Origin of the sequence: Cohaesibacter sp. ES.047 (assembly GCF_900215505.1) — a bacterium.
Lineage (GTDB): Bacteria > Pseudomonadota > Alphaproteobacteria > Rhizobiales > Cohaesibacteraceae > Cohaesibacter.
Genome location: NZ_LT907844.1, coordinates 2,028,900 through 2,049,716 on the forward strand (window position 1 = coordinate 2,028,900; position 20,817 = coordinate 2,049,716).

Genomic DNA, 20,817 nt, shown 5'->3' on the forward strand with positions numbered 1-20,817 from the left:
CCGATGCAAGTGACGCCCACTGTTCAAGGCAAAACGACTGATCATCACCGAACGGCTTTCACGAGAGCGGCCTTTGCTTAACAAACCGTCTGGCTTTGTCTGTCTGTAGTTCAATTCTGCCTCGCTTCATGCCGCAAGACCGCGGCCGTGAATAGGCATGTGAGAAAACTCTCGATTTATGGAGAAATTAAAATGAAAATTCTTGTCACTGGGGCAGGGGGATTTGTTGGTCAGCGCGTTGTGCGAAAGCTAATCGAGCTTGGGACAATCACTGTGGATGGTGTGGAAGCTCCCGTCACCACCGTCTATGCCTGCGATCTTTTTGGCGATGCAGTGCAGGGTTTGGCCGATGAGTTCGACGCGGTCGAAGCGCTGGCTGGTGACCTCACGGATCCGGCCATGGTGGCCAAGATCAAGGACATCGCACCTGATATCATCCTGCATCTGGCCGCTGTCGTCAGTTCGGCTGCCGAAGCTGACTTTGATCTGGGTATGAAGGTCAATGTCGACGCATTGCGTTCCCTCATCGACTGCTGCCGGGCACAGCCCAAGCCCCCGGTTCTGGTCTTCACGTCATCGATTGCCGTCTTCAGCTGCGAAGGCAATGCGGGAATTGACGAGTCATGCACGCCGATGCCGCTCTCTTCCTACGGGATGGAGAAGGTCGTGGGTGAATATCTTGTGCGCGATGCCAGCCGAAAAGGGTTCGTACGCGGCAGAACAATCCGTTTCCCGACCATCGCCGTTCGCCCCGGTAAACCGAACAGCGCGGCTTCCAGTTTTGCAAGTGGCATCATTCGCGAGCCTCTGGCAGGGCAAGAAGCGATTTTGCCAGTATCGCGCTCCATCCGTCTTCACCTCGGATCGCCTGATATGGCGGTAGGGTCGGTTGTTCATGCGATTTCTCTGAAGCAGGACGTGCTTGGGGATCGCGGCGCCATCACCTTGCCTGGCCTCAGTGTCAGTGTTGAGGAAATGATCGGCGGGCTGCGCGCCATTGCAGGAGATGATGTGGCTGCGTTGGTCAAGGACCAGCCGGATGCCAAGATCGAAGCCATTGTTGCCACATGGCCGGGGTCCATCACGACGCCGGAAGCTGAAGCCCTGGGCTTCAAGCCTGACGCGCATTTTGATGATCTCATCACCGCTTACAAGAAAGCCTACGCCTAACCCTGAAGACGCTTGGAGCGCAGGTCTTGACTGGCCTGCGACCCACCCTTTGACCAGATTCCACTAAAGGAAGCGAATATTATGAGCAAGTACAGATGGACGCGCGATAATTGGCCGATTGCCTGTGCGATGATCCCCTTTTCTCCGGTGTTGCCTGATGGCACTCTCGTTCAGGATGCGCCAGCCGAGGCGTGGGCTGAAACGTTGGCCCTGATTGCCGACGAAGGATTCACCGAGCTTGATCCGACTGATAGCTGGATGCGGGTTGCTGATCTTGAGACATCACGCCTTGAAGACTTCAAGGCTGTCGTCAAGGAAGCCGGGTTGACCATTCCGGCAATGTCGACATCGCGTAAATGCGTGATCGACAAGGATGTGGGGGATGAGATGCTGGCCTATTGCCACCGTTTCCTCGACACGGCTGCCGACCTGGGCGCTAAGGAAGTGGCCTTTGGGCTCTTTGGTCCCATCTTGCCAGCTCAGCAAAAGATGCTGTGGTTCTGGCTCGCCGAAGGCTACAGCAATCCCGATGATCCGGAGACATGGCAGCTTGCCGTGAACCGGATCCGTGAGTTGGCCGACCATGCAAAGGAAGTCGGCATCGACATCGCGATGGAGATGTATGAAGACACCTATATCGGCACGCCGGACAGCGCTGTTCGCTTCGTCACCGATGTGGATCGCGATAATGTGGGTATCTGTGCCGATATTGGCAACCTTGTGCGGCTACATCGTCCCATGGAGAAATGGGACGTCATGCTCGCCAAGGTCGCTCCTTTCATGAAATACTGGCATGTAAAGAACTACATCCGCGATGAGGATCCCGAGAATGGAACCTTTGCAACGGCGCCGGTTCCCCTCGAGTTCGGTGTGATCAATTATCGCGAAGCCATCCGGATGGCATTGGCCGAGGGCTTTTCGAGCCCGATCCTTCTGGAAAACTATGGCGGCGACGGGCTGTCGGTCTGCGGCAAGAACCTGCAGACACTTCGGCGCATTCTGCCGCGCGACTGATGTTGCGTGGCTAACATAGCCAAGAAACGAGAAAAGCCTTGCCGATCATCTGATCGGCAAGGCTTTTCTTTTGTCGGTACCTTTGCGGGATTACTTTTTGAGCCAGCCCAAGGTCTGGTCCGTTGGGGTGTTGCCGGGCTTGTATTCAGCACCAAGCGGCGCAGTCCAACCCAGTTTCTCTGTCATCTCGAAAATGAAATTGTAATTCACTTCCCCATGATCTGGTGTCCCCCGATCCGGAACAGACGCGAACTGAATATGCCCGGTCAAAGGCAGCATCTTTTCCAGTCTCCTGACAAGATCCCCTTCCATGATCTGCAGATGATAGCAGTCGAACATCAGCTTGAGATTGGGCGCGCCGACCTCAAGGATGATCGCTTTTGCCTGCTCTGATGTGGCCAGAAAATAGTTCGGCGCATCATAGTGATTGAGGGGCTCGATCAAGATCGTGATGCCGTGTTTCAAGGCTTGCTCGCAGGCATATGTCAAATTGGAGATGAAGGTCGCGTGCGCCTTCGGGCCTCCTGCAAAACCTGCCATGACATGGACATTTGGCGTGCCAATGCGGGCGGCGTAGTCAAGCGCCTGATCAATGGCCGCACGGGCTTCCTGTTCCCGTCCCGGGATGGCCGCCGTGCCATTGTCGCCCGAGGCCACATCGCCTCTGATCGTGTTGAGGCCAAGCATGATGAGGCCCGTTTCATCTAGGGCGGCTTTTACGTCTTCAGCAGGCACCTCAAAGGGCCAGTGACACTCGACGGCATCAAAACCGGCAGCTTTCGCAGCGCGAATGGCGTCAGGCAACGATAGGTCGCTCCAGAGAAAGCCGAGGTTGGCAGAAAATTGTGTCATCACTCCCACTCCACATTGAATTTGGTAACCAGATTCTGCACCTGCGTCTCGCTCAGGCCTCTTGGGCTATGGCCTCTGGTCAATATTGCGAGCCGGGCGGTATCCTCCAACTCCTCGATTGCATTGCACGCGGCTTCAACGTCCTTTGCCGCGACAACCGGACCATGATTTGCAAGCATCACGGCAGAGCGTTTGCCTGCCAATCCCTTGACCGCATCACCGATTGCGGCGTCCCCTGGCATGAAGAACGGCAGAAGCTTGACCTTGCCGAGTTTCATGATGGCGTAGGGTGTGAGATGGGGCAGGAAGTCATCTTCGTCGGCTTCCGGCATCATGGAAAGAGCGACCGAATGGCAAGAGTGCAAATGCACCACGGCACCGGCGGTTGAGCGTGTGTCATAGAAGGCGGAATGCAGAGGCATTTCCTTGGTCGGCTTGTCACCGCTGACCAGCATCCCTTTGGCATCAAACCGGCTCAGTCTGGCCGGATCCAGTCGGCCAAAGCAAGAACCGGATGGCGAAACCAGAAGGCCGCCATCGGACGTACGTGCGGAGATGTTGCCGGTTGAGCCGCCGGTCAGACCGCGATCAAACATCGACTTGGCCAGCAGGCACATCAGCTCGCGCAATTGTGCTTCTTCGCTCATTGACCTTCGATCTCCTCTAGCTTGCGGAGTGCATCGTCAAAGAAGCGAACGTCACCGAAGTTGCCTGACTTTAGCGTCAGTGCGATTGTCTTGCCGCCCGTGTTGCAGAAGGACCAGGGCACACCGGGGGAGATCTCGGCGCTCACATCCAGAGTGGTGACGTCAAGGGCTTTGGTTACGGCGCCCGATGTCTCGCCGCCGGCAACGATGAAGCGTTCCGCTCCCTGATCGCGTGCAGCGACGGCGAGTTTTGCCAAGGCGTCTTCGACGATTGCGCCTGCTTGCATCGTGCCGAGTTTTTCCTGAGCGATCCTGACCTGATCCGGTTCTGCTGAAGCATAAATCAGCGGAGCTTTTGCCAGATCCTGCGCCGCAAGCCATTCCAAAGCCTTTTCCGGACCGTTTTCGTCCAGATCCAGCGGATCGAGCCGATAGCTCGGGGCTGCTTCGCTGTAAGCGGCGACCTGCGCGCGGGTCTTGGCGGAGCAGGAGCCGGACAGGACAATCGCTGTTTTTGCCAAGTCGGGCACTTGCGTCTTTGCTTCATCCGCAGACAGTACACCCTGTTGCAAATACAAATCTGGCAGAGGCATCGCGATGGCGCTGCCGCCAGTCAGAAGGGGCATGTCTTGACAGGCTTCGGCGATGAGGTAGAGATCCTCATTGGCCACAGCATCAATCACCACATGGGCAACGCCGTCTTTGCGCAGTTCTTCAAGCCGTGCCTTGATCGCCTCGGGGCCCTTGGCAACACAGAGCCGATTGGCAAGCCCGACCGGTTTGGTTACTTGCGGCTCAAGCAAACGCATCAGGTTGCTGTCGCGCATGGGAGTGAGGGGATGGTCCTTCATCGGACTCTCGGCAATGGGCTGTTCACCGACAAACAGGTTGCCCATGAAGATCGAGCGGCCGTTCTCGGGGAATGCCGGGCAATAGATCGTCTGATCGGTGCCGATTTCTTCCATCAGGGCTTCGGCAATCGGGCCGATGTTGCCCTTAGCTGTGGAATCAAAAGTCGAGCAGTATTTCCAGAAGAAGTGCGTTGCACCAGCCCGTTTCAGCCAGTCGTAGGCTGCGCGTACTTCCGGCAGGGCTTCATCAAACGGTGCAGTTCTGCATTTCAAGGCGATGACTTCGAATGTCGTCGCGTCCGTTGGCTCTTCCGATGGCACGCCCATCCGCAGGGATACTTTCACCCCAGAGCGTGCCAACAGACCGGCCAGATCTGTTGCTCCTGTAAAATCATCGGCTATGCAGCCAAGCAAGGTTCCCATTGGCATATCCTCCTGGGCATAATGGCTTTGATTGAGTGTGGGCGAGCCGTCTTTGGGAAAGCTGATCTAGGGTCGATCAACAAACGCGGACTGTTCGCCCAATTTCGTGTAGTGGTCGGCCTTGCAGATCAGTCCATGCCGGGCAGGGTGATGCCTGCATTGCGGGCGTAGACCTTGGCAACGGCCGCGTCGTCTTCCATGCCGAGGCCTGTGCCCGCTGCCGCAAGATATTGTTGCAGAGCTGCCGCGGTGATCGGAGCGCCGAATTTGGCACCCTTGGCAATGTCGAGGACAATGCCCAGATCCTTCAGCCAGATGTTGATTGCGGAGTGGGGGGTATAATCGCCAGCAACAATATGAGGCGCGCGGTTCTCGAGCATCCAGCTGGTGCCTGCGCATTTGGAAATGACCTCGACAAAACTTGCCGGATCAACCCCTTGCGTCATGCCGAAGGTGATGGCTTCGCCCATTGCTGCGATGTGAATCCCCGCCAGCATCTGGTTGACTGCTTTCATTGCGGAGCCTGCGCCTGCGCTGTCTCCCAACCGGAAAACCGTTTCTGCAGTGGCATCGAGTAGCGCTTCTGCAGCGGCATAGGCAGCCGGGGTCGCTGACGACAGGATGGAGAGCTGGCCTTGTGCCGCTTTGATCGCGCCTCCTGAAATCGGTGCGTCCACGTAATGGACACCGACCTCAGCACATTTCGCTTCCATTGAGCGCGCGAAATCCGGCGCAACGGTCGCGCAGGACATAACGACTGCGCCTTTCTTGAGTTTGGAAAGAATGCCCTCGTCGCCGACGAGGACTGCCTCGGTCTGTGCTGCGTTGAGAACAATCAGTACGGCCGCGTCAAGGTCGGGGGCGATATCGGCGAGCTCTGCAGACTTTCCGCCCTCATCGACAAGGCTTTGCATCCGCTCAGGCACGATATCATATCCGTAAGTGTCATGCCCCGCCCGTATCAGGCTTTGTGCCATGCCGTAGCCCATGGAACCGAGACCGATTGCTGCTACCTTCATCTTGGTATTCCTTCCTCCAGCAATTCCAGTATTTGGCAAATTGCCTTGCCAACTCCGAAGAGTGTTTGTAATGTAATCAAGTTGGTATCGGTACCGATATCGATACCGTTACCGATAACAGAATATTGGATCGAAGACGCTACTCTGTCAAGATCAAATGCGGGTGCACACAGGGCATCGAGTGACGCAATCACTAGAAAACCAGAGGGTTTTCGCCAGCAAGGACACAGGTCGATCATGCCGAGAGTGACATTACTGGATGTGGCCAAAGCTGCCGCTGTCAGCAAGATGACCGCATCCAGAGCCTTGAGAGAGCATTCTGACGTTGCGGCGGAAACCCGCGAGAGAGTGCGCAAGGTTGCCGCCGAGATGGGCTATGTGCCCAATCAGATGGCCTCCATGCTATCCGCCAAGTCCTCATTGATCATTCCGATGATCATTCCCTCGATATCGAACAGTGTCTTTGCGGACATTGTTGCCCATGCCCAGCCGCTGCTGCTGGAAGCGGGTTTTCAGATGATGCTTTTCAACACCGACTATTCCCTTGATCAGGAAGAAAAGGCCATTGCCGCGTTGATGGCCTGGTCTCCGGCTGCGTTCATCCTGTCGGGCGTCGATCACACGGAGCAGTCGAAACTGCAATTGAAGAATGCAGGGTTTCCTGTGGTGGAAATGATGGATCTGACTGAAGACCCTATCGATCTTGCTGTCGGATTCGATCACTTTCTGGCTGGTGCCGATATGGCCCGATATCTCATCGGGCGCGGGTACAAGCGTTTTGCCTTTTGCGGCAATCAGCTCAACATGGACACGAGGGCCTACAAGCGTTTCGTCGGCTTCAGGGATACGCTTCAAGCAAATGGCTTCATCGAGCCTTCGCTGTTCAATATCGATGAGCCGGAAGGTGTCCTCACGCAAGATGTCTTTCAAAGCATGGTGAACGCCAAAGACGGCCTCGATTGCATCTATTTCAGCAACGATGATCTGGCGATTTCTGCTCTCCTGCTGTGTGCTCGGCTCGGGATTTCCGTTCCCGATCAGTTGGCAATTGCCGGGTTCAACGACATTCCTCTTGGGCGGCAGATCACGCCCCGCTTGACCACCACGCGAACCCCGCGCGGTTTGATCGGCGAGAAAACGGCGCAATATGCTCTTGATGCGATCAAGAGAAAGGAAGGCATTCCGCGGGTTCTTGATCTGAAGTCGGAACTGGTCCCCCGCGAAAGCGCCTGAGCCTGAGGGTGCAGCTCATTTAAGCTGCACCACTGTTCGTATTTTCCTCAAGGTGTGCGCGACGCCGTGCGATAATCGGTCGAATGATGGAAAACGCCACAAGTCCGACCGCGATGACAAGCAAAGTCGCGCTGATCGGTCGTTCGATGAAAATGCTCGGATCGCCATGGGACATACCAAGGGACCGGCGCAGTTCACTCTCTGCGATAGGGCCAAGGACGACCCCGAGAATGACCGAGACCAATGGAAAATTGATCTTTTCGAGCAGGAAACCGACAACCCCGAAGCCAAGCATCAACCAAACATCGGTAATCGCGTTCTGGACGGAGTAGGTGCCAACGATACAGCAAATGACGATGATCGGCCCAAGGGCAGAATAGGGAATGTCCAAAAGTTTCGAGAGAATGGCGATAAAGGGCTTGGAGATGACCAGGATCATCAGGTTGACGATGAGCAGACCGACAAAGACTGCATAGATCAGATCCGTGTTGCCGCTCATGAACAAGGGGCCGGGCTGGAGCCCGTGAATGATGAATGCCCCCAGAATAATCGCGGTTACCCCACTGCCGGGGATACCAAGCGCGAACAGCGGAACCAAAGCCCCCATGGCGGCGGCGTTGTTGGCTGCTTCCGGGGCGGCAACCCCTTCTGCAGCGCCTTTTCCGAACCGGCTGGGATCCTTGGACCAACGCACGGCTTCACCGTAGCTGACCATTGCAGCGGTGCTTGCGCCAATCCCGGGAAGAATGCCGATCAAGACACCAAGAATAGACGAACGGGCCAATGTGCTTCGAATTTCACGCATCACGCCACGGTCAAAAATGGTGATGGAGATTTTCTTTGCAGGCAAATGAACCTGTCGCTCCTGACACCGTTTCAGAACTTCCGAGATCGCGAACAAGCCGATGATGACCGGAATGAGGTTGATCCCGCCCATCAAATGAAGATTGCCGAAGGTATAGCGTATGGTTCCGGTCAGAGGGTCGATGCCAATGGTGGACACGAACAGCCCCAGCAGTACGCCCATAATACCGAGCAGCAGATTGCCTCCAAGTGAGGCAACAACCGACAATCCAAGAACCGCGAGCGCAAAGAATTCGGGTGAAGAAAACTGAAGGGCAACTCCGGCAAGGATCGGCGTTGCAAAAATCAGAACAATCGTTCCGACAACCCCGCCGAATGCGGAGCTGAGAATGCCAATCCCAAGCGCCTTGCCAGCCTCGCCCTTTTGGGTCATGGGATAGCCGTCAATGGCTGTCATAACAGCTTCCGGCGTGCCCGGTGCCCGGTAGAGAATGGACGTTATCAGGCCAGAAAAGACACTGGACGCATAGATCGCTGTTAACAGCATGAAAGCGCCAGTGGAATCCATGCCGTAGGTCACAGGCAAGAGGATGACAACCAGAATGACACCGCTGATGCCAGGAAGTGCACCACCAATGAAGCCGATGAAAACGGCTGTCATTAGAATGAGCAAGTTGACTGGCTGAATAACGACGAGGAACCCCCCGACAAGATCCTGTAACATCAGATACTACCTTTCCCAAAGGCGCTCAAAAGGACGCCTTTAGCGGGTCGCTTCAATCAAGGAAGCGGAATTTCAAGAAGAAAGTCGAATACAACCGCAACAATAAGCGCCGCGACCAACGTCGTCAGGGCCAATCGTTTTATGTTGCGCTCGCCGAGCGCAAAACTCACAACACATGCGAAAATCGGTGTGGTTATCAGGTAACCAAAATGCGTCATCGCATAGAGGTAGATCATGGTTGCCACAAAGACGACGATATGAGTATTGGCCTGCAACCAGGTCAGCTTGTCGCTCGACGTTTGCTCTTTTTTGCTCGGCCGCTCTTCATAAGCATTGCTGAAGAGTGACAGAACAAGCTGAACCGCAGCACCTGCTGCTAGAAGCGCGAGAATCCAGAAGGGCCAGAAGCGCGGGCCGATGCGTGTTGTGACTTCGTTGCCGCTGGGTAATTGCATTGTTGGCACAAGCAGCATGAGGCTTGTCACCAGAACGATCAAACAAAACAAAACCATGCGCGCTTTAAGCGTTCTCATCATGCCAAGCTCCTCCGTCGTTTAGTACCCCCGGACCGACTGTGGCCCTGCACATGTCGGCCCGGGAGAATTGAGGCTCGACCGCAGGGCGATGGAGGCGCATTCGATTGCCTCCACCGCCTTGTTGACGGGCTGTTATTGTTTGCTTTCAGCAAGCAAACGCGTGAATTGCTCAAGATTTTTTTCCAGAGCGGCGCGATAGTCCTTGCTGCCTAGCCATCCTTCACGATAGTGCAACTGCACTTTTTCCTCATAGGTCTGATAGGCCTCGGAATCGTAGATTTCCCGCAGTGCATTTTCATAAGCTTTGATGATTGCGGGGTCAGTTTTGGCGTTGATAAACACACCGCGCTCATTGCCGAAGGTAATGTCCCAGCCGTTTTCAACTGTCGTTGGAACATCGGGGAAGTCAGCCAGTCGTTCGTCTGCCAGAACCATGACGGGTTTCATGTGGCCGCTTTCGATGTAGCCGAGCGAAGCACTGATCTCATTAAACAGGCCATCAATATTGCCGCTCATCACGTTGGCTGCGACGCTGCCTTCCTCATCGTAAGGAATGAACTGCATATCAAGACCACTGGCGTCTTTGAAGGCGAGGAACGCCATACCATCCGGGCTTGCCGCATGCGTTCCACCAATGATGACTTCGCCGGGGTTTTCCTTGGCATATGTCATAAAGGCTTCGAGCGAGTCATATTTTTTGGGGTTGACCATGAGGGTCAACACATCCGACTGCATCCGGGCGACCGGTGTCAGCATGTCAAGGCCGATCGGATTCTGACCTGCAGCAAGAGAGGTGATGATGGTGGAAGACGCAAAATCAATGGCCTCACCATTGGCTTTTCCGGTCGCGGTGCGCTGATGCGCCATGACGCCGGACGCTGCCGGCAGATTGACCACAATGACGTTGGTGTCAAAGATGTCCTTCAATTTCGGCTGCACCTGACGGGCAAAGTTGTCAGTGCCGCCACCGGCGCCCGCTGCAACGAAAGCCGTAATCTCTTTTGGCGAAAAGCTCTTTGCCGCATCGCCGGCCATGGCCGGAGCTGTTGCTGCAAGGCCAATCAAGGCACAGCTGAATGCTGCGCTACGCATAAGGTTTTTCATGATCATGTTCCTCCCTAGAACTTTGAAGTCATTGAATGCAAGGTTATTTAAGCTCAGGACGACCGCCCTTGCGAATGGAAGCGAATGTCCTGATCCTGGCGAATCTCGGTAAGTGGGGTGGGGTCGAAGGGTTCTAAATCATCCATTACGATGTAGCCTCCTGCTTTTACCGCACGCGCCAATCGTTGATTGGAGGCAAGGTAAAATGGAGCGGGGCTGTTGCCCGACAAGGCACCTGCGGGAACCAGTCGGGCAGACACGCCGTTGATGGAATGGTGATGACCACCCATTTCAAGGCATGTCCCCTCTGCCAGATCGATATCAGCAAAGGCAACAAGATCAAAGCAATGCTTGGGCTCCATTGCGCCGCTTGACCGATCAAGCAGGCCCGCTTCCAACAGGGATGTCGCAGCCTCCAATCCGAGAAGATGGCGCGGCAGGAACAGCATGGCTGTGCGCGCGTTGCGGCTAATGATATGTCCCTTATCTGCCAACATGCTCCACGTATCGGCATGTTCGCAGCGGACGATCACGAAAACGCCGCCTGCGAAACTGATCTCTCCAGGTTCTCGCAAGCAGTGGAAGACATCCAGAACGCCTGTTTTGCTCAGAATCCCTCCGTCTTCAACACCGCACAAAATTGAAGGCACTTCGTCGATGCGGGCAATCGGGCAATGGAAATCAGATCGATCAATATCCATTGCACAGGCATTGGCAACGATGCTCATCTCACACAGATCGGGAACGGCCCTCTGAGGGAGTGCGCTGGCCGCTTTTGCCCGAGACTCCACAAGTGCCGGAATATCTGAATCCCCCATTCGCGCAACGGGCGCGAATTGCGGCGTTTCATAGGTTGAACCATTGCACGCGATTGTGCCGCTTGCTCGGTCATAAACAAAGTCATACTCGCTCGCCTTGCCGGCAGCAATGATTTCCAGACCAAGCAGTTGCGCCCAGGTGATAAGCCCGATCAGCAAACTTGGCTGATCGCCATCTACTGGAGTGAACACAAGCCCGGCTTCCTTGGCGCGCGCAGAAAGTTCTGCTCCGACAACGCTATCCACCTCTTTTGAAACCATTGCCACATGCTTGCCTGCTCTGATGGCCAGATCTGCATGACGGGCACCATGAACCGGGTGACCTGTTGCCTCCACTGCAATCGAGAAGGGCAGGTCGACAACATGGGCCAAGTCATCTGTGGCAATAAAGGCGCCTTTTTCAAAGGCCTCTTTCGCGCTTTGCGCTGTATGGCAAACAGCTATCTGGGCTTCATCCACGCCTGCATCGATCATGGCTTCCACGACATTTTGAGCTGTAACGTCCACACCGATGCGAACTTCAAGAAGTGGGACCCGAAGCCCCTGAGCCAACAGGCTTCGACCGAAACCGCCGGTCCCAATGATACAAGCTTCGACTATCTTGCTGTCGGCTTTGAAATAGGAATGGTAATTCATCGGCGTTCCTCAGACTTCACTTTTGGCACACGTATTCCGGTGATAAAGTGCGATTTGCACGCAATGTTGGAAAAATTTGGAGCTGATCGCTCTAAAACGTGTTCTTTCATAAAAAATTGCATGCAATATAGCGATTGTCAATTGGCTTGCGGAAAAAAGTCGCTTATTTTAGTGTGACTGCATGCAATTCGAGTGGAGCCTATGGATTTAAACGACCTCACCCCAACCCCTGACGTCATCGCAAACTGGCCCCGTGGGCAAAGATCGATCTTGATGGCCAATCTGCTTCGCGATCTTATTGTGAGCGGCCAGACACCGCCGGGAGAGCGCATAAGTGAAAGAGTTTTGACCGAAAAGTTCGGCATATCCCGCACGCCCTTGCGGGAAGCGTTCAAAATTCTGGAGAGTGAGGGGCTCGTCTCCATTCGGCCCAATGCGGGCGCCACCGTCATTCAATTGTGCACAGAGGATGTCCGTGATGCCCTTGAAATCCTGATCGGTCTTGAAAGTATTGGCGCTGAACAGGCTGCAACGCGTGCCTCGGCCGAAGAGATCGAGGAAATCGCTGAATTGAATGCAAAAATGATAGAAGCGTTCGAAAAGCGTGAGCTTATGGAATATTTCCACATCAATCAGGAAATCCACCAGAAGATCATAGACGCAGCAAAAAACACGGCTTTGTCGCGGATCTATGCCGCGGAAAGTGCCCGTATCAAGCGCTTCAGGTTCGCAGGCAATCGTGATCTGGTTCGATGGAAAAGAGCCGTGCAGGAACATGCCCAGATCCTCGACGCGCTAGAGCGTCGGGAAGGGGCCTTGCTGAGAGAAATTCTCAAGGCACACCACATTGCAGGCTGGAAAATTGCCCAAAAGGCCTTGATCGCAGACGGGCAAATACGCCCTGCCTCATCCCCGTGATCTTATCGTTCTTCAGTCAGGGCTAGCCAGTTTCATGATGATGATGCCGCTGACGATAAGAAGCGCCGCAATAACCCGTGCAGGGGTGACGGTTTCTTCCAGAACGACGATACCGACGACAAACGCGCCGACCGCTCCGATGCCCGTCCAAATCATATAGGCTGTGCCGAGGGGGAGGGTTTTCATCGCCACAGACAACAGCCCGAAACTGGCGGTCATTGTTATGAGTGTGATGGCGGTCGGGAGGGTGCGGGAAAAACCGTCGGACTGCTTCATGTAAAAAGCCCAAACAGTCTCCAAGACGCCGGCAATAAAAAGACAAACCCAAGCCATGGTTGTTTCCTCTATGCCGGGCCGTCCCGAATGAAAACCAGATCGGTGAGGTCGTCCTCACGGGTGGAAATAGGACTTCACATCGGGGGCGTCAACCATACAGGCGAGGTTCATGCTGCATTTCAGTTTTTTGGAAACAGTGGCTGATGCAACAGGTAGAGGGTCTGGACCTCTGCCTCTGCTTTTCGCTTTTCCTTGGCAACTGAAAGATGGCTTTAAGGCTCATCGTAGGCGTTTGCCACTTTTCCGCTCGAACAATCGGACGTCGCCCAGATCGAAAGCAAGACCGACGGCCGCTTGTTCTTGGAATTGGCAGATCCCAATTTCGGCGACCACAACGCGCTCACCGTTGTCGGACGTCAAATGCAGATAGGACATTCCCCCTAAACACTCGATGAAATCGATCCGGAATTGATTGCCATCCGGATCGATCGACAGATGTTCAGGACGGATGCCGACTTCGATTTCTGTTCCCCTCGCGGGCAAGGCAACAGAGGGTGACAGGCTGGCCGCCAAAGAGGTGACGAACACTTCGTTATCCTGCACTCGCGCGCCCAGAAAGTTCATCGAGGGCGAGCCGATAAAGCCCGCCACGAAGCGGTTGTCCGGATCCTCGTAAAGCTCCAGCGGCTTGCCAACCTGTTCGATATTCCCATCGCGCAGAACCACAATCTTGTCCGCCAGCGTCATGGCCTCGACCTGATCATGGGTTACATAGATCATTGTCGCGCCGATCTCCTTGTGCAGTCGCGCGATTTCGACACGCATCTCGACACGCAGCTCCGCATCAAGATTGCTCAGAGGTTCGTCGAACAAAAACACGTCCGGACCGCGCACGATGGTCCGGCCGATGGCCACGCGCTGGCGCTGGCCGCCCGACAAGGCCTTGGGCTTGCGATCCATATAGGCGTCAAGCTTCAGGATCCGACTGGCTTCGGCGACCTTCTTGCGGATCACATCCTTTGGCACGCCATTCATGCGTAGCCCGAAGCCCATGTTCTCCTCGACCGTCATATGCGGATAAAGGGCATAGGTCTGAAACACCATGGCGACGCCCCGCTCTGCCGGATCGAGCTTGGTTACATCCAGCGAGCCAATGTGGATGCTGCCCGATGTGGTGACCTCAAGCCCTGCCACCATCCGCATCAGGGTCGACTTGCCGCAGCCGGACGGGCCAACAAAGACGCAGAATTCCCCATCCTCAATGGCCAGACTGACGCCGTGGACGACTTCCACATCGCCAAATTTCTTGACAACATTCTTCAGCACAACACCGGTCATGGCTCTACTCCGCGCTTTCTCTGCATCCCTTGCGTGTCAACGCTGAAAGGATTTCGATTTCTCTGGGGTCATAGGGTGTGCCGTCCGTCTGGAGCAGGTCGTGGAACCATTCCGCCGGTGCTTCATGAGCATCCCGAGCCCCACCGTGATAGGTCTCCAGCATGGCAGGCCATGGCAGATCGGTCTGGGTGCGGCCACGAACAAAGCCCCACTGGTAACATCCCACCTTGTTCGTCTGATAAAGCTCAAGCTGGTCTTCAATTTTGCTACCGATCGTGCGCGCCATCCATTCCGTTGACAACATCGGTCGGCCATAGGCGCCAAGCTGTTCTATATACCGGCGCGCATGATCGCTGTCGCAATAGGCATGAAAGGTGATGATGTCGGATAATGCGAGTGCCAGACGGTCGATCTCATTGTCATAGGCGATGCTGTTGTCCCCCACCGGAGGTGTCCGCCATGCTGCGACTGTCAGCGGCTGGGTCACTCCGACAGCGCGGGCGCACTCAAAGCTTTGGATCATCAGATCGCGGCTGTGCTCCGCCAAGGCCGGGTCATAGTTCGAAAAGCCACCGTCATGGCAGAAAATCATGCCATTGCCCGGCTCGTTATAAAGGTCCCACGCCAAAATGCGCGCGTCATCGGAAAAGCGGCCCAGAATATCGGTGACATAGGCTCTGAATCCGCTCCACTGAGCCCGATCCATCACAGCAGAGCGGCCCGGACTGGCAACCGCTCGGCTGTTGTGAATGCCGGGCACAGGGTCTGGCTGCGGGCCATAGACCGGCTCGAACCCACCGAAGCCGCAATCATCAAACAGCACCGGCATGACAGAAAGCCCAGCCTCCGAGGCACAGCCAAGGAACCAGTCGAGGCGCTCCATGAGCCCGTCGCGATCATGCTGCCAGACCAGATAATGCAGATTGACACGAGCGGAATTGAAGCCGATGTCTGCTGCCCAGCGAAGCTCCCGCGCGATGGTCTCGCGATCAAAGCTCTGGGCCATCCACATGTCCAGAAAATTGACCGCAGTAGACGGCAGATAGTTGAAGCCGCAGATCCAATTCTGCTGCTGCCACCAGTTTTGGGCCTCTGTCTTCGGCCAACGGCCAGTGGTGTTCAATTCCATTGTCTTTTTCCTGAAATAGGGATCTAGGGACGGCACCCGCCCGGCCCTTGGGCCGGACAGGTCTGACTGTTTGAAGGGCTTTGCCCTTGCGCGAGAAAGATCAGCGATCCAGTAGATCCTGTACATCAGCCTGAGCATTGGACAAGGCTTCGTCGACGTCCTTGCCGGTCAGCCAGATGGCTTTGTACTCGCGGTTGAGCGCATCCCAGATAGCGCCGTAACGCTTGTTGGGAGGCATTGTTCTGGCCATCTCTGCGGTGCCGGCATATTCGGTCCGGTGCGGCAGCTTGGCATAGGCATCGCTCTGCAGAACTGAATTGCGAACTGCCATATGGCCAGTGCGTGCCCAGTCGCCATTGTGATCATTGATGAAAGCCAGAACCTTCAGTGCGGCCTGATATTTCGCCGGATCATTCTTTTTCACAGATGCGGGGATTGCCCACATGTGGCTGTCTGCCCAGGAGGCATCCGTGCCGAACAGGGTCGGGAAACTGGCCGCATAGTAATTTTTGAGAGCGACATCCGGATCGGCAGCCTGTGCGTCGTTGAAGTCGACCACCCATGTGCCGTTGATGAAGATCGCTCCTTCCCCGTTGAGGAAGGCCTGCTGGCTATCGGCATAGTTCAGCTTGGGCTTGGCATAGCCATTGTCGAACAGATCGGTCAGGACCTTGAGAGCGGCCTTTGCTTCAGGGGTGTTGACCGTGGCGGTATCACCCTCATAAAGGTCACCACCTTGCTGCCAGATCAGGGACATGACCACCCGGACGCCCGTATCAAACTGCGAGAAGTCACCGATGAGATAGTCTTTGCCGGTTTTCTCCTTGACCTGCTTGGCCTGCGCCATCAGCTCGTCAACCGAAGTGGGAAGGACGGGTTTGCCATCTTTAACCAGCCCTGCTTGCTCCATGATGTCCATGTTGACGTGCCACAGGTTGGCATGGAAATCGAACGGTACGCCATAGACACGGCCCTTATAGGTCACGCCCTCTTTGGCGGCCGCGGCCCAGTCTGATACGTCGTTCCCGGCACCGGCCAGATCATCGGTCAAGTCTGCAAGGGCACCAAGGCCAGCGAATTCGGCAACCCGGTGACGGTGCATCACATGGACATCCGGCGGGGTGCCGCCGGCATAGGCGGCTTTGATCTGGTCATAATAGTTGCCCCAGTCGGTGGGCAGCGTCTCTATGGTGACGCCATCGATCTCGGCGCTTGCGGCATTGATGATCGATTGCACGATGCAGGGTTCACCAACCGACGCCTTTGTGTCGGTGCCGGCATCTTCACATGCGCCGAAGAAACGGCCCAGCGTGACATCCTGAGCGAGGGTCGGGGTGACGACGCCTACGGCCATCGTCGCCGCCAGAATTAATCTTTTCATAGTGTATCCTCCCATTGGTCTTGATTGTGGGCCGCAAGGCCCGGTTATCCTTTGCTTCCGCCTGCGGTCATTGCCTGAACCACGTAACGCTGGAAGATGAGGAAAAGCACAACCACTGGCACGGTCGCGATGACGCCAGATGCCATGACCCGGCCAAGCCCCTCGGATTGTGCGAAGTTTGATTGAAGGCTGGCGAGGCCGAGCGTGATGGTGAAAATCTCGCGCTTCTGGGCAGAGACCAGCGGCCAGAGATAATCGTTCCAAGCATAAAGAAAGGTCAGGATCGCCAGCGTGGTGATCGCAGGGCGCGCGAGCGGCAACATGATGTGCCAGAAAATCTGTAGCCAGCTCACACCATCAAGGCGCGCGGCCTCCTCTATATCGGCAGGAATCGCCTTGAAGAACTGCATCATCAGAAACACACCGATCGGCACGGCCACCCGTGGCAGGATCAAGGCCTGATAGCTGTTATGCCAGCCAAGATCGGCAAACATGGTGTAAAGCGGGATGAAGACCGCCTGCTCGGGCACCATCAGACCGATGAGACAGAAGACAATCACGACCTTTTTGAAAGGAAAGTCTAGCCGGGCCAACGCATAGCCTGCAGTGGTGGAAACAAACAACACCGCAAACGTCATGCCGAAGGCAACAATGGCCGAGTTCAGGAACCACAGCGGGGTGTGCCCGAAAGAAAAGAGGGCCGTATAATTGTCCAGCGTGAAGGGGATCGGCACCAGACCGAAGAAGGTCGAGGAGGTGGTCCGGGCCAAAACATCGTTGGGCTGCAGCGACAGGGACACCATCCAGAGGATGGGAACCAGCCAGGCAAAGGCGGGGATGGCAAGCGCTGTCACCAGCCAGTAGTAGCCGCGTCCAAGCATCACTTCTCTCCCCGTCCCAGAATGAATTGCACGATGGAAAAGGCTCCCATAATGATGAACAGGAAGATCGCCATGGCGGTCGCCCGTCCCAGATCACTATCCCTAAAGCCGGTTTGGTAGATGTAGCGCACAAGGGTCTGAGTGCTGCCGTCCGGCCCGCCACCGGTCATCAGATGCGACTGCCCGAACACCTGAAAATGCATGATGATCTGAAGCACCACGACCAACGTGATCGTGCGCTTGAGATTGGGCAGCGTGATATGGCGGAAGGCGCGTAAGCCCCGCGCATTATCTAAGGCGGCGGCCTCGTAAATGTCCCGACTGATATCCTGTAGTCCGGCAAGAAACAGAATCATGGCCACGCCCAGTGACCACCACACCGTGGTGATGGCGATGGCAGCCATGGCAAATCCCTCGTCGGTCAGCCAGTGGATGGGTGTTCCGCCAAACAGCTCCATGACATTGGCAATAAGCCCCTGTCGTGGAGAGAACATGATCTGCCAGATGAGGGTCACAACCGTGACCGACAGCACTTGGGAGAGAAAGAAGACGGTGCGAAAAATCGCCATCATCCGGCTTTCGCGATTAAGAAGCGCGGCCAAGGCAAGCGCCACGATGGTCACGCCGGGCACGGTCAGAGCAACAAACAGGATGGTGTTGCCAACCGTCGGCCAGAAGCGGCGGTCATACCAGCGTCCCCCATCTGCGGGATGGAAGCCCCAAGCGATGAAGAAAACGAGCGCCACCACGCCGATCAGGATGGCCGTTGGCCGGCTGATGCGTCGCAGGCGCTCAAGAACAACCACGCCAATCAGAACAGCCGAAGCGCTTCCTTGAAGGAGAGGGAGTGCCATTGCTGACCAAACGATATCCCGCCCCCACATGATGCGCTCGAAATTGCGCAAGCCGACGAATTGCTTGGCTTCGGGGTTGAAGGCTACGGCCAGAAGATTCCAGTCGTGCAGGCTGATCCAGATGCCCCGAAAGAAGGGGAAGACCAGAAACGTACCATAGACAATCAAAAAGGGGGCCAACAGAACGAGCGCCGAGCTTGTTTGGCTCAAACGTTGTGTCGGCAATCGAAAACTGGCCACTTAGTTCCTCCCATGGCAGAAATCGCTTGCGCTAAAATTATTAGCAATATTTATTAGCATCCATCAGACCAATGCGCAAGGAGGATTTTGCTTGGCTGAAAATCGGCGACCTCAAGGCAGCAGGGTGACGATGAATGACGTCGCACTCCGAGCAGGTGTTTCGCAATCAACAGTCTCTTTTGTTCTCAACGGGCAGGAAGACATGCGGATTAGCAGTGAAACCCGCAGCCGTGTGCTGCAGGCGGTGCGTGAACTCGGCTATCGTCCCCGATCGGCAGGTCGCCCGCCCGCAGGTGCTGGCCATGCTGTGATCGGCCTGATGGTTGATGAAATTGCGACCAGTCATTTCGCCGCCATATCCATTGATGCCATCCAGTCCGCAGCCTGGAAGAAAAATGTCATTCTTGAGACCGTCATGACCGGTGGTGACAAGGAATATGAGCGTGCCATTCTGCGCAAATGGTCAGCGGACCGGGTACGGGGCGTCATCTACAGCTCGATCCTGACCCGCATGGTTTCGCCTCCTGATCTGCTTGCCAATCACAAATGCCTTCTGATGAACTGTTATGACCGGGAAGGGCGCTATGCCTCGATTGTCCCCGGCGAGCGGCAGGGTGGTGAGCGAGCCGCCCGGGCCCTCATTGATGCGGGGCACCGCCGGATAGCTTTCATCACCGGAGAGCCGTGGATGGACGCGGCCAGACTGAGGCGGGAAGGCTTCGAGCAGACCTTGGCCGATGCTGGTCTTCAGTTGGATCCGGAGTTGATTGTCGAGGGCAACTTCCTTGCATCTGGCGGCCGTAGCGCGACCCTTCGATTGATGAACCGGAATGACCCGCCCGAGGCCATATTCTGCTCGAACGACCTGACCGCCGTGGGCTGCTATGAAGCGCTCAAGGAATTGGGTTTGAAAATCGGCGTTGATGTCGGCGTCATGGGATATGACGATCAGGAAATTGCACAGCATCTCCATCCGACCCTAACCACCGTTCTCCTGCCCCATGCAGAAATGGGACAATTGGCAACCGAGCTGATCCTTGCCGATCGGGATATCCCCTTGGAACAGGTTGACGTTGTTTGCCCGCTGGTTGAGCGGGTGTCGCACGTGCGAAGCCCATCTTGACAGCAATGACCATCGTAATCCCGCATCGAGACATCAAAAAGCCCGGCCAAGAGGCCGGGCTTTTCTGTTTGTGAAGGCACCATTTCAGGCACCCGGTATACACCGATGCGGGGACCGGATTACAGAAATATCATTACAGGATCGATTGGCCCGTTGAGGCCCAGTCCTTGGCAAACTGTTCAAGACCCTTGTCGGTCAGCACATGCCGTGCGAGCCCTTTGATGACGGCGGGCGGAACGGTGGCCACATCTGCTCCGGCCAGAGCTGCATCCTTGACATGATTGGCGGATCGTACCGAAGCGGCGAGGATCTCGGTCTTGAAGTCATAATTGTCGTAAATCTGGCGGATGTCGCTAATCAGCTCCATGCCTTCAATGTTGAGATCATCAAGACGTCCGACAAAAGGACTGATGAAAGTCGCTCCCGCTTTAGCAGCAAGCAGGGCCTGATTGGCGCTGAAGCACAATGTTACGTTGGTCTTGATGCCCTTCTGTGTGAAGTAGCGGCAAGCCTTGAGACCTTCGAGGGTCAAAGGCAGTTTGATCACTACATTTTTGGCAATCCCGGCCAGATGCTCGCCTTCGGCAATCATCCCGTCAAAATCAAGTGCTGCAACCTCTGCAGACACTGGGCCGCTCACAAGGGCACAGATTTCGGCGATGACTTCCTTGAAGTCGCGGCCAGATTTGGCGATCAGCGATGGGTTTGTGGTTACCCCATCGAGCAAACCGTAGTCATTGAGTTCGCGGATGTCTTCGATGATTGCTGTATCAACAAAGAATTTCATGGTGCTTTCCTCCAGTAAGGTGGCCCGATTGCGTGGCCGCAGTCGGGTAGTCCGGTTTG

20 protein-coding genes are annotated in these 20,817 nt (G+C 55.7%); 5 read left to right on the forward strand and 15 right to left on the reverse strand.

The window, feature by feature from the left end:
* Nucleotides 1–192 precede the first annotated feature (192 nt).
* Nucleotides 193–1,170 (forward strand): D-erythronate dehydrogenase, encoded by a 978-nt coding sequence (gene denD / locus CPH65_RS09245; RefSeq protein ID WP_096173214.1) that lies wholly within the window; start codon nucleotides 193–195, stop codon nucleotides 1,168–1,170.
* A gap of 81 nt (nucleotides 1,171–1,251) precedes the next feature.
* Complete coding sequence (locus tag CPH65_RS09250; RefSeq protein ID WP_096173215.1) at nucleotides 1,252–2,184, forward strand: sugar phosphate isomerase/epimerase; 933 nt, start codon at nucleotides 1,252–1,254, stop codon at nucleotides 2,182–2,184.
* 90 nt (nucleotides 2,185–2,274) lie between these two features.
* On the opposite strand, the gene CPH65_RS09255 is transcribed toward CPH65_RS09250, so the two are convergent.
* From CPH65_RS09255 to ltnD, 4 genes are all read right to left on the reverse strand, one after another.
* Nucleotides 2,275–3,036, reverse strand: a complete 762-nt coding sequence (locus CPH65_RS09255) for a hydroxypyruvate isomerase family protein (RefSeq protein WP_096173216.1) — start codon at nucleotides 3,034–3,036, stop codon at nucleotides 2,275–2,277.
* Entirely contained in the window at nucleotides 3,036–3,683 is a 648-nt protein-coding gene (locus CPH65_RS09260; protein WP_096173217.1) for an aldolase, read from the reverse strand. The genes CPH65_RS09255 and CPH65_RS09260 overlap by 1 nt, the downstream gene beginning before the upstream one ends.
* Nucleotides 3,680–4,957, reverse strand: a complete 1,278-nt coding sequence (otnK, locus tag CPH65_RS09265) for a 3-oxo-tetronate kinase (RefSeq protein ID WP_096173218.1) — start codon at nucleotides 4,955–4,957, stop codon at nucleotides 3,680–3,682. Before otnK ends, CPH65_RS09260 begins: the two co-directional genes overlap by 4 nt.
* Nucleotides 4,958–5,085: 128 nt before the next feature.
* A complete protein-coding gene (gene ltnD, locus CPH65_RS09270; protein WP_157747880.1) occupies nucleotides 5,086–6,000 on the reverse strand; it encodes an L-threonate dehydrogenase in 915 nt (304 codons plus the stop codon).
* Nucleotides 6,001–6,213: 213 nt separating this feature from the next.
* Between ltnD and CPH65_RS09275 the strand changes: the two genes are divergently transcribed.
* Nucleotides 6,214–7,209, forward strand: a complete 996-nt coding sequence (locus CPH65_RS09275; RefSeq protein WP_172891490.1) for a LacI family DNA-binding transcriptional regulator — start codon at nucleotides 6,214–6,216, stop codon at nucleotides 7,207–7,209.
* A 19-nt stretch (nucleotides 7,210–7,228) separates the two neighbouring features.
* On the opposite strand, the gene CPH65_RS09280 is transcribed toward CPH65_RS09275, so the two are convergent.
* The 4 genes from CPH65_RS09280 to CPH65_RS09295 all read right to left on the reverse strand — a co-directional run bounded on the left by CPH65_RS09280 (nucleotide 7,229) and on the right by CPH65_RS09295 (nucleotide 11,831).
* Nucleotides 7,229–8,737, reverse strand: a complete 1,509-nt coding sequence (locus CPH65_RS09280; RefSeq protein WP_096173221.1) for a tripartite tricarboxylate transporter permease — start codon at nucleotides 8,735–8,737, stop codon at nucleotides 7,229–7,231.
* A gap of 56 nt (nucleotides 8,738–8,793) precedes the next feature.
* On the reverse strand, nucleotides 8,794–9,273 hold the full coding sequence (locus CPH65_RS09285) for a tripartite tricarboxylate transporter TctB family protein (protein ID WP_096173222.1): 480 nt from the start codon (nucleotides 9,271–9,273) through the stop codon (nucleotides 8,794–8,796).
* A 132-nt stretch (nucleotides 9,274–9,405) separates the two neighbouring features.
* Nucleotides 9,406–10,377: a tripartite tricarboxylate transporter substrate binding protein gene (locus CPH65_RS09290; RefSeq protein ID WP_197703998.1), complete on the reverse strand. Its 972-nt coding sequence runs from the start codon at nucleotides 10,375–10,377 to the stop codon at nucleotides 9,406–9,408.
* 53 nt (nucleotides 10,378–10,430) lie between these two features.
* Nucleotides 10,431–11,831 (reverse strand): NAD(P)H-dependent oxidoreductase, encoded by a 1,401-nt coding sequence (locus CPH65_RS09295; RefSeq protein ID WP_096173224.1) that lies wholly within the window; start codon nucleotides 11,829–11,831, stop codon nucleotides 10,431–10,433.
* A 273-nt stretch (nucleotides 11,832–12,104) separates the two neighbouring features.
* Between CPH65_RS09295 and CPH65_RS09300 the strand changes: the two genes are divergently transcribed.
* Nucleotides 12,105–12,749, forward strand: a complete 645-nt coding sequence (locus CPH65_RS09300) for a GntR family transcriptional regulator (protein WP_244574580.1) — start codon at nucleotides 12,105–12,107, stop codon at nucleotides 12,747–12,749.
* A 12-nt stretch (nucleotides 12,750–12,761) separates the two neighbouring features.
* Here CPH65_RS09300 and CPH65_RS09305 read toward each other — a convergent pair whose 3' ends face one another.
* From CPH65_RS09305 to CPH65_RS09330, 6 genes are all read right to left on the reverse strand, one after another.
* The gene (locus tag CPH65_RS09305) at nucleotides 12,762–13,082 is read right to left on the reverse strand and encodes a multidrug efflux SMR transporter (protein ID WP_096173226.1); all 321 of its coding nucleotides are present in this window, start codon (nucleotides 13,080–13,082) and stop codon (nucleotides 12,762–12,764) included.
* A 222-nt stretch (nucleotides 13,083–13,304) separates the two neighbouring features.
* On the reverse strand, nucleotides 13,305–14,363 hold the full coding sequence (locus tag CPH65_RS09310) for an ABC transporter ATP-binding protein (RefSeq protein ID WP_096173227.1): 1,059 nt from the start codon (nucleotides 14,361–14,363) through the stop codon (nucleotides 13,305–13,307).
* A 4-nt stretch (nucleotides 14,364–14,367) separates the two neighbouring features.
* Nucleotides 14,368–15,492, reverse strand: a complete 1,125-nt coding sequence (locus CPH65_RS09315) for a 1,4-beta-xylanase (RefSeq protein WP_096173228.1) — start codon at nucleotides 15,490–15,492, stop codon at nucleotides 14,368–14,370.
* 100 nt (nucleotides 15,493–15,592) lie between these two features.
* A complete protein-coding gene (locus CPH65_RS09320) occupies nucleotides 15,593–16,873 on the reverse strand; it encodes an extracellular solute-binding protein (RefSeq protein WP_096173229.1) in 1,281 nt (426 codons plus the stop codon).
* A 44-nt stretch (nucleotides 16,874–16,917) separates the two neighbouring features.
* Nucleotides 16,918–17,754: a carbohydrate ABC transporter permease gene (locus tag CPH65_RS09325; protein ID WP_096173230.1), complete on the reverse strand. Its 837-nt coding sequence runs from the start codon at nucleotides 17,752–17,754 to the stop codon at nucleotides 16,918–16,920.
* On the reverse strand, nucleotides 17,754–18,818 hold the full coding sequence (locus CPH65_RS09330; protein ID WP_197703999.1) for a carbohydrate ABC transporter permease: 1,065 nt from the start codon (nucleotides 18,816–18,818) through the stop codon (nucleotides 17,754–17,756). Before CPH65_RS09330 ends, CPH65_RS09325 begins: the two co-directional genes overlap by 1 nt.
* Before the next feature lie 121 nt (nucleotides 18,819–18,939).
* On the opposite strand from CPH65_RS09330, the gene CPH65_RS09335 reads away from it, so the two are divergent.
* Nucleotides 18,940–19,971 (forward strand): LacI family DNA-binding transcriptional regulator, encoded by a 1,032-nt coding sequence (locus CPH65_RS09335; protein WP_157747592.1) that lies wholly within the window; start codon nucleotides 18,940–18,942, stop codon nucleotides 19,969–19,971.
* Nucleotides 19,972–20,104: 133 nt separating this feature from the next.
* Here CPH65_RS09335 and fsa read toward each other — a convergent pair whose 3' ends face one another.
* Nucleotides 20,105–20,758: a fructose-6-phosphate aldolase gene (fsa, locus tag CPH65_RS09340; protein ID WP_096173232.1), complete on the reverse strand. Its 654-nt coding sequence runs from the start codon at nucleotides 20,756–20,758 to the stop codon at nucleotides 20,105–20,107.
* Nucleotides 20,759–20,817 lie beyond the last annotated feature (59 nt).